General features: G+C 69.4%; 9 protein-coding genes. 2 read left to right on the top strand and 7 right to left on the bottom strand.

The features are described 5' to 3' along the window. The 5 genes from AC08OP_RS15520 to AC08OP_RS15500 form a co-directional block, all read right to left on the bottom strand. Nucleotides 1–320: winged helix-turn-helix transcriptional regulator (locus AC08OP_RS15520; RefSeq protein WP_476614853.1), on the bottom strand; the 320-nt coding region annotated here is incomplete at its 3' end. Between the two features lie 42 nt (nt 321–362). Beyond that, nucleotides 363–1,244, bottom strand: coding sequence for an MBL fold metallo-hydrolase (locus AC08OP_RS15515; RefSeq protein ID WP_476614852.1), 882 nt, complete (start codon nt 1,242–1,244; stop codon nt 363–365). A 66-nt stretch (nt 1,245–1,310) separates the two neighbouring features. Next, nucleotides 1,311–2,723, bottom strand: a complete 1,413-nt coding sequence (gene sthA, locus AC08OP_RS15510) for a Si-specific NAD(P)(+) transhydrogenase (protein WP_011438257.1) — start codon at nt 2,721–2,723, stop codon at nt 1,311–1,313. A 577-nt stretch (nt 2,724–3,300) separates the two neighbouring features. After that, complete coding sequence (locus AC08OP_RS15505; RefSeq protein WP_462187140.1) at nt 3,301–4,692, bottom strand: class II fumarate hydratase; 1,392 nt, start codon at nt 4,690–4,692, stop codon at nt 3,301–3,303. Nucleotides 4,693–5,057: 365 nt separating this feature from the next. Then, complete coding sequence (locus AC08OP_RS15500; RefSeq protein ID WP_476614851.1) at nt 5,058–6,017, bottom strand: 4-hydroxy-3-methylbut-2-enyl diphosphate reductase; 960 nt, start codon at nt 6,015–6,017, stop codon at nt 5,058–5,060. A gap of 142 nt (nt 6,018–6,159) precedes the next feature. On the opposite strand from AC08OP_RS15500, the gene xseA reads away from it, so the two are divergent. Beyond that, nucleotides 6,160–7,374 carry an exodeoxyribonuclease VII large subunit gene (gene xseA / locus AC08OP_RS15495; protein ID WP_476614850.1) on the top strand — a complete coding sequence of 405 codons (1,215 nt, stop codon included), beginning with the start codon at nt 6,160–6,162 and terminating at the stop codon, nt 7,372–7,374. Nucleotides 7,375–7,440: 66 nt separating this feature from the next. Here the strand turns inward: xseA and AC08OP_RS15490 are convergent, their stop codons facing one another. Next, a complete protein-coding gene (locus AC08OP_RS15490; RefSeq protein ID WP_476614849.1) occupies nt 7,441–7,704 on the bottom strand; it encodes an exodeoxyribonuclease VII small subunit in 264 nt (87 codons plus the stop codon). 564 nt (nt 7,705–8,268) lie between these two features. Between AC08OP_RS15490 and AC08OP_RS15485 the strand changes: the two genes are divergently transcribed. Further along, entirely contained in the window at nt 8,269–8,475 is a 207-nt protein-coding gene (locus AC08OP_RS15485) for a hypothetical protein (RefSeq protein ID WP_476614848.1), read from the top strand. A gap of 71 nt (nt 8,476–8,546) precedes the next feature. On the opposite strand, the gene AC08OP_RS15480 is transcribed toward AC08OP_RS15485, so the two are convergent. Then, nucleotides 8,547–8,946, bottom strand: a 400-nt coding sequence (locus AC08OP_RS15480) for a DUF4245 domain-containing protein (protein ID WP_476614847.1), incomplete at its 5' end; no start/stop codon positions are given.

The raw sequence follows: 8,946 nt of genomic DNA, 5'->3' as shown, positions 1-8,946 counted from the left end.
GCCCAGAGGGAGAGGGCCGCGACCGTATCTGCGAGGTCCGCTCCCTTCGCGGTCAGGTGGTACTCGGTCCGCGCGGGCGTGTCCGGGACGACGGTGCGTCTGACCATCCCTTCGGCTTCAAGTTCTCTCAGCCGCACGGAACAGAGCCGGTCGGACAGGTTGGGCACCGCCGTCGTGATCTCGGAGAACCGGGTTGCGCCGGCCAGCATCGCGCGCACGATGGCCCCGGTCCAGCGCCGCCCAATGGTCTCGACGGCATGGTGGTAGCGCGGGCAGAACGAGGACAGCTCCACCCTGATCAGCCTATGCTTGCCCGCCATTAGCCGGCCCGATCCGGTAATAGCGGCTTACCTTTCGTCGGCTTATGACGTCGTGGGGCGAGGAGCCCGGGACTCGGGTGGAACCGGTCCCTGGGGCGTGTCGTCCGCCACGAACCGCAGATAGCGCTCGGCGGAGCGGCGCACGGCGGCCCGACCGCCGGCGCGGACGATCGCCTGCCAGAACGCGCCGTAGACGACCTCGAAATCGAAGGGTTCGAGGAGCGCGACCGCCCGCCGGACCGCCCCGGGCCGTTCCGGGATGTAGTTCGGGTAGCTGTACATGAAGCTCACCCACCGCCGGTCCTGCACCACCTGCAGGATGTCGCCGGAGAACAGCGCACCGCGCCCGTTCTCCCCGTCCGCCCAGTGCAGGACCGTGCCACCGGCGAAGTGCACACCGCCGTTGACGAGGGTCAGCCCCGGGCCGATCCGGTGGGTGTCGCCGGACCAGAGCACGATCGCATCGCCGGTCCGGCCGATCCAGGCGGCGTCGGCGGCGTGGATGTAGATCGGCACTCCGCCGAAGGCGTGACTCCAGTCCACCATGGCGCCGTAGAAGTGCGGGTGGCTGACGGCGATGGCGCGGATGCCGCCGAGCGCATCAACCTGACCCGCGAGATCGTCGTCGAGGAAGGGCACGCAGTCCCAGAGGATGTTGCCCTCGTCCGTGCGGACCAACAGGGCCCGCTGCCCGATGGAGATCTTCGGTTCGGCGCCGACGCCAAACACGCGGTCCCCCTCGGGGCGCGGTACCCCGCGGTATCCTGCGGCCCGCAGCCGTGCCCGCGAGGTCCACCGCTGACCGTCCCAGCCGACGTACTGTCGTTCGTCCTCGCACACCGGGCAGTCGCCCCGGACCGCACCGTACTGGATCCCGCAGGTCAGGCAGATCGGCAGATCGAGACTGGCGGGATCGAGTGGCACGGGCGCTCCTGGGGCGTCACCTGCCGGTGCAACCACGGTGGAACACCGGGATGTCGCCGAGCCTATTCAGCCGCTGAAGCGGGCGACCGCGCGCATCTTGTTCATCGCGTCCAGAGCCGCGACCTTGTAGGACTCGGCGAGCGTCGGATAGTTGAAGACGCTGTCGACGAGGTAGTCGATGGTGCCACCGCAGCCCATCACGGTCTGTCCGATGTGGACGAGTTCGGTGGCTCCTGTACCGAAGACGTGTACCCCGAGAAGGCGCCGGTCGTCCGGGCTGACCAGTAGCTTCAGCATCCCGTACGAGTCACCGAGGATGGCTCCGCGGGCCAGCTCCCGGTACCGGGCAATGCCCACCTCGAACGGGATGGCCTGCTCGGTCAGCTCGTCCTCGGTGCTGCCGACATAGGAGATCTCCGGGATCGTGTAGATCCCGATCGGCATCAGCTCGGCCCGCATGGCGTTGACGTCCTCGCCGCAGGCGGCGTAGGCCGCGAGACGTCCCTGTTCCATTGACGTCGCCGCGAGAGCGGGGAATCCGATCACGTCGCCGACCGCGTAGATGTGGTCGACCTCCGTGCGGAAGTCCGAGCCGACCTTGATCCGGCCGCGGTTGTCCGCGGAAAGGCCGGCCGCCGGAAGGTTGAGGATGTCGGTGAGCCCCTGCCGCCCGGCCGAATACATCACCGTGTCCGCCGGGAGCTTCTTCCCGCTTTCGAGCAGGGTGAGGGTACCGCCGTTGTGGCGTTCCACGGAGACGACCGACTCGCGGAAACGGAAGGTCACCGCAAGATCGCGGAGCTGGTACTTCAACGCCTCGACGATTTCGAGGTCGCAGAAGTCGAGCATCCGGTCACGGCGCTCGACGACGGTCACCTTCGTGCCGAGCGCGGCGAACATCGAGGCGTATTCGATACCGATCACACCGGCGCCGACGACGACCATCGACCGGGGCAGTTTCTCCAGGGCCAGGATCTGGTCGCTGTCGACGACAGTCCGTCCGTCGAAGTCGACCGTGTCCGGCCGCGCCGGGCGGGTGCCCGTGGCGATGATGATTCTTTCCGCCTGGATCCGGCGGTCCTCGGTGTCCTCGCCGCCCGCCCGCACGTTCACGGTGTGCGGATCGACGAAGCTGGCCAGTCCCGTCAGCAGGGTGACGTGGTTACGGCTGAGCTGGTTGCGAATCACGTCGATCTCGCGGCTGATGACATGTCTGGTCCGCGCCGAGAGGTCACCGACGGTGATGTCATCCTTTACCCGGTAGCTCGACCCGTACAGCTCACGCTGTGACATGCCGGTCAGATAAAGGACCGCTTCCCGCAGCGTCTTGGACGGGATCGTGCCAGTGTTGATGCTGACACCACCGATCATTTCCCGTTTGTCGACGATCGCGACCCGTCGGCCGAGCTTGGCCGCTGCGATCGCGGCCTTCTGCCCGCCCGGCCCGGATCCGATGACGAGGACGTCGTAGTCGAACATCGTCACATCCCCCGCAATCTATCGGTCTCCGGTAAACCCGAGGCTATCCGGCCGGACGGGTCGGGTCGGCACGTTGGCCGTGCTTGTTACGTCCATTTCTTCTGGGAAATTTCTCGGGAGTCGCTTCACCTGCGGATTATCACTCGAGGTAGGTGTCGCGAACCCTTCTGTGATGGCCGAGGTGTGCCGTCATGCCCGCCATATGTGCCGGTGTGGTTCCGGTTGAGAGCTTTTCGAGTCCAACTGGTGGGAACCTGTCGAGGACTGGCGACGCCAGGCCGCCGGGCTCCCGCCGCCAGGCCACCGGGCCCTGCCGTCGGGCCGGGCCGTCGTGCCGGCAGGTGAAATTGAGGCACCCGCCACCCGTAACCAATCCGCCGCCGGCCCGTTAAACCTCTAGCGGGGGTCGTGGAGGCTGTCTGGGGGGTCTTCCACGGCTCCCGCCGCGCCGTCGGTCGCCGCCTGTCGGGTCGCCGCCTGTCGGGTCGCGCTGTTGGGACGGGACACCCCCGTGGGTCACGGAGGTGTCCGGGAGACGCGACGGTCGGGGGGGGAGAGGCCGCCCGACGAGCTTCGGCTACGGGTGGGTCATCGACAGCACGTCGAGCGCGGCGTCGAGCTGTGCCTCGGTGAGTTTGCCCGCCTCAACGTAACCGCGCTCGAGAACGACCTCGCGAATGGTCTTCTCCTCGGCGAGCGAGATCTTGGCGACCTTCGCGGCCTCCTCGTAGCCGATGTACTTGTTCAGCGGCGTCACGATGGAGGGGGAGGACTCGGCGTAGCGGCGGCAGCGTTCGACGTCGGCGACGATGCCGTCGATGCAACGGTCGGCGAACAGCCGGCTGATCGTCGACAGGATGTGGATCGACTCCAGCAGGTTACGTGCGATCACCGGCAGCATGACATTGAGCTCGAAGCTCCCGGCTGATCCGCCGAACGCGACCGCCGCGTCGTTGCCGACGACCTGGGCGACGACCTGACAGACCGCCTCGGGAATGACCGGATTGACCTTGCCGGGCATGATCGAGGATCCGGGCTGGAGGTCGGGCAGCCGGATCTCGCCGAGCCCGGCTCGCGGGCCGGACGAGGCCCAGCGCAGGTCGTTGGCAATCTTGTAGAGCGAGAGGGCGATCACCCGCAGCACGCCGGACGCCTCGACGAGGCCGTCCCGGGAGGCCTGCGCCTCGAAGTGGTTGCGTGCCTCCGTCAGGGGAAGACCGGTGCTGGCGGACAGTTCCTCGATTACCGCGGCGGAGAAGCCGGGCGGGGTGTTGATGCCGGTCCCGACGGCCGTCCCACCGAGCGGCAGCTCTCCGATCCGGGGCAGTGCCACCTGCAGGCGCTCGACGCCGAGCCGGACCGCGGCGGCGTACCCGCCGAACTCCTGGCCGAGTGTCACAGGGGTCGCGTCCATCAGATGGGTCCGGCCGGACTTCACGACGTCGGCGAACTCGGTCTCCTTGCGACCGAGCGCGGTGGCAAGGTGCTCCAGGGCCGGGATCAGGTCGCCGACGATGCCCTGGGTGGCGGCGATGTGGATCGATGAGGGAAAGACGTCGTTCGAGGACTGCGAGGCGTTGACGTGGTCGTTCGGGTGAACCGGGCGGCCGAGGCGCTCGGAGGCGAGCGAGGCCAGCACCTCGTTGGTGTTCATGTTGGACGAGGTGCCGCTGCCGGTCTGGAAGACGTCCAGGGGGAACTGGTCGTCCCAGTCACCACGGGCCACCTCCGTGGCCGCGTCGGCGATCGCCTCGGCGATGTCCGCGTCGAGCACGTCCAGCTTGGCGTTCACCGTCGCGGCGGCGGCTTTGATCCGGGCGAGCGCCGCGATGTGCGCGCGGGAGATCCGCTGGCCGGAGACGGGAAAGTTCTCCACCGCCCGCTGCGTCTGGGCCCGCCACCGGGCCGTGACCGGTACCCGGACGTCACCCATGCTGTCGTGCTCGATGCGGTATTCCTGCTCGCTCATGCGCCCGTTCTCCCGATGCTCGTCGCCCTTGACCTGTACTGCCCGTGCCCTGTACCGCACGTGCCCTGTACCGCACACTGGGGCCGCGTCCCGGCGAGATGCCGCCTGGACGCGGCCCCAGGGCCGACCTTAGGACATGTCGGGCCTCCCCCGCATGGCGCCTTCGGCGCGATGCGGGGACCCCTGGCATAGGGCGCCGTTCGGGGTTTCCGTTACCTCGCCTTCGGTGAGGTTCCTGGGGGAGCCTCGGGGGCCTTCGGCGCGATGCGGGGACAGTGAGAATGGCTATAGGGGAACGTCGGGGGCTTCGGCGCGATGCGGGGAAGGGTGGCTCCGACGAGCCTGGTGTGAGGGGCGGTCCGGGCTCAGCTGGCGGCGCGCTCGCGGGTACGCATCTCCCGGCGAAGCTCCGGCGGCAACGCAAAGAGAAGGTGCTCGTCCGCGGACGTGACCTCCTCCACATCGGTGAAGCCCCGCTCGGCGAGCCAGGCCATCACGCCGGTGACGAGCTCCTCCGGCACCGATGCGCCGCTGGTGACCCCGACGGTCTCGACACCATCGAACCAGCTCAGGTCCACCTCGGTGGAGTCGTCCACGAGGTAGGCGGCCGGCGCGCCGGCGTCGAGCGCGACCTCGACCAACCGGACCGAGTTCGAGGAGTTCCGCGAGCCGACGACGATGACCAGGTCGACCGCGCCGGCGATCTCCTTGACAGCGACCTGGCGGTTCTGCGTGGCGTAGCAGATATCGTCGCTCGGTGGACCCTGCAGGTGCGGGAAGCGCTCGCGCAGCGCGTCGACCGTCGTCATCGTCTCGTCGACGGACAGCGTGGTCTGGGAGAGGAAGGCCACCCGCTTCGGATCGCGGACCTTCACCCTGGCGGCGTCCTCGGGCCCGTCCACGAGGTGGATGCGGTCCGGAGCCTGCCCGGTGGTGCCGACGACCTCCTCGTGGCCCTCGTGGCCAATGAGGAGGATGTCGTAGTCCTCGCGGGCGAACCGCCTGGCTTCAGAATGCACCTTGGTGACCAGCGGGCACGTGGCGTCGATTGTGCGGAGCTCGCGCGCCGCCGCCTCTTCGTGCACCGTTGGTGCTACTCCATGGGCTGAAAACACGACGGTGGCGCCGTGCGGCACCTCGTCGGTTTCGTCCACGAAGATCGCACCCTTGGCCTCCAGCGTCTTCACGACATGAAGGTTGTGAACGATTTGTTTGCGTACGTAGACCGGTGAACCGTACAGCTCTAGTGCTTTCTCCACGGTCACGACGGCTCGATCGACACCAGCGCAGTAGCCGCGCGGTTTGGCAAGAAGGACCCGGCCCATGGGTGGGAGTCTACGCGGCGGCCGGCGGCCGGGAAGTCGGCTAGGCGATGCATCACCCGATGGCGACATCGTCCGGTCCGGCCGTGACGAGGGCCGCCGACTGTTGTAGGGCGAGGCTGGAGGGCGAGGTTACGGTGCCCGGGTGGCACTGACATCGTCCCCGGAACAGCCGCTGCCGGTCCGCAGCGTGTCGCGCGCGCTGGGAGAGTGGATCAACCGGCTGGGGCGAGTGTGGGTCGAGGGGCAGGTGACCGGGATCGTCCGCCGTCCCGGGATGGGAACGGTCTTCCTCACCCTGCGGGACCCGGTGGCCGACGTGTCCCTGCGGGTCACCTGCCCGCGCGCGGTGTGCGACGCGGTGGGGCCGGCGCTCGTCGACGGGGCCCGCGTCGTGGTGTGGGGCAAGCCGTCGTTCCACCCCGGCCGAGGCACGCTGGCCCTTGCGGTTGTTGAGATTCGCCCGCTCGGTGCCGGTGCGCTGCTGGCCCGGCTCGAACAGCTCAAGGCCACGCTGGCGGCCGAGGGGCTGTTCGCCGCGTCCCGTAAGCGGCGTCCTCCGTTCCTCCCGGCGGCCGTCGGTCTGATCACCGGGCGGGCCAGCGCGGCGGAGCGGGACGTGGTCGAGAACGCGCGCCGTCGCTGGCCGGCGGTGCGTATCGTGTTACGGGAAGTAGCCGTCCAGGGGCCTCTCGCGGTCGCCCAGGTCATCGACGCGCTGCGGGAACTCGACGCGCGTGCCGAAGTGGAGGTGATCGTCATCGCTCGTGGCGGCGGGTCGCTGGAGGATCTGCTGCCCTTCTCTGACGAGGCGCTGCTGCGGGCCGTCGTGGCCGCGCGTACCCCGGTGGTGTCGGCAATCGGACATGAGCAGGACACCCCTTTGCTCGATTTTGTCGCCGACGTCCGCGCCTCCACGCCGACGGACGCGGCGAAGAGGGTGGTGCCGGACGTCGGTGAGCAGGCGATCGCGGTCGCCCAGCTGCGGGCCCGGGCCCGGCGGGTCGTCGAGCACCGGCTCGACCGGGAGGAACGTTGGCTGGCGGACACCGGGGGGCGCCCCGTGCTCGCAACGCCCACGCGCGACGTGGGCCGCAGAGCGGACGACGTGTCGGCGCTCCTCGCCCGTTCGCGCCGCTGCGTCCGCCACATGATAGATGTGACCGGGAACGATCTGGCCGCCACCCGCGCCCGGATGCGCGCGCTGTCGCCGGCGGCGACCCTCGACCGCGGGTACGCCGTGGTGCAGCGCACCGTGGATGGTGCGGTTGTGCGCGGGCCTGCCGAGGTTGCGGCCGGGGACGGGCTCGCCATCCGGGTGGCGGGCGGAACGCTGCGCGCGACGGTCGTGGACGGCTGAGCAGGCCCGGCGGCCCGGTCGGCTGGAGGGGCCGCTCGCTCAGGAGATCAGGAGATCAGGAGACGCTCAGGAGAGTGGAGTCGCCGCGGCCAGTCGAGCGCGGGCGCCGTCGAGCAGCGCCTGACAGGTCCTGGCGAGCTCCTCGCCCCGTTCCCAGAGGATCAGTGACTCCTCCAAACTCACCCCGCCGGCCTCCAACCGGCGGACGACCTCCTCGAGTTCGGCCCGCGCGGCCTCGTAGGTGACCGGTGGGGCCGGGACGCCCGGCGGGGGGACATCGGCGGAGCCCGAGGCGTGACCGGTAGGGCTGTCGTTGAATGCTTCGGGCATGGCCACCTCCGTGCCGCCTCTGCGGCCCTCTATCCTTTAGAACCCTCTATGCCTCTACAACCCTCTATAGCGAGGTCCGCTCAATCCGTGGACCGCGCGGTTCCGGGCCGGCCCCGGCGGAGCGGGGAGGCCCCTGCCTCGGGGTGCCATCGTTTCAGGATGCCATCGGCGTTTGCGGCTCGGTCCCGGTGGGCTATCGGTGATTACGGGTTCGGCCCCGACTCAGCATCCACCGTTGGGCGACCCGACGGCCAGGGGGCACCGGCGTGGCGATTTCCCCTCCGCCTGGCCAACATGATATCCAACAAGGAACAATCATGGCTGAACCCGGTCGGTCCGGTAGAGATTCATAGTACAAGGTCACTGCACGGCGTTTCAGGTCGGTCGCGGTCCGAGACGGAGCACGTCCGGCCTGGCACACCGGCCGTTACCCGCAGGACATCCAGTCCGGAGGTAGCAATGCCCGCGCTACGCCCGACGCCTCGTCGCCGGCCTCTCGGCGACCTCGCCCGAGAGCACGCTCCACCTTCGGTTGCCGCCGTGGGTGCCGTGCCGAGGGGTGGGATGACCGGGACGCGGGGTGGCGGCGCCCACCTCGGATGGCGGATGCCGACGACGGGCCCGCTGCTACGTCGGGCGGCCGGGCTGGTCATCGGCATGGCGATTCTCATCCCGGCCGCCACCGCGCTGGAGGGTGGGGGCCAGCCACCGGCCGCAACGGCCGTCGCGCCCGCACGGCCTCCCGTCATCGCGGTCGCCGTCCAGCGCTGACCGGGTTCGCGCTGACCGGGCGGCTTGCACCGACCGGGTTCGCACCGACCAGGCTCGCACCGGCGGCGCGATCAGTTCGTGGCGGCGGGAACGACCGGTCGCAGTGACGCGGCGAGGGTGACCAGATCGGCCTGATTCGCCCCGCCTTTGCCGCCTCCATCATCCACGATCACGGTGACGCCGCCGTCGGTCCGGGTGAGCGCGAGATGCCCATCGCCGTCCCGGCGTTGCTGCCAGGTGACGCCTTCCACATCGACCGTGCCGTTGGCCGGTCGGTTCCCCAGGATCCGCTGGACCGCGGTGGGAGCGTTGCTCTCGACGAAGCGAGCGAACGTCCGATGGTCGGGCCGATCGACGACATAGCCGATCGTCGCCTCGGCGGGACCACCGTCGGCACCACCGGTGGGCAGCGTCAGGCGGATGGAGGTCGGCTTCCAATAGGAGGGCAGGCCAGCCGGCCCGAGTGGGGAG

It is taken from the genome of Frankia sp. CeRuru1 (genome assembly GCF_977966315.1).
Note: the sequence above shows the minus strand (reverse complement) of the source record. Positions and strands in the feature narration are given on the sequence as shown.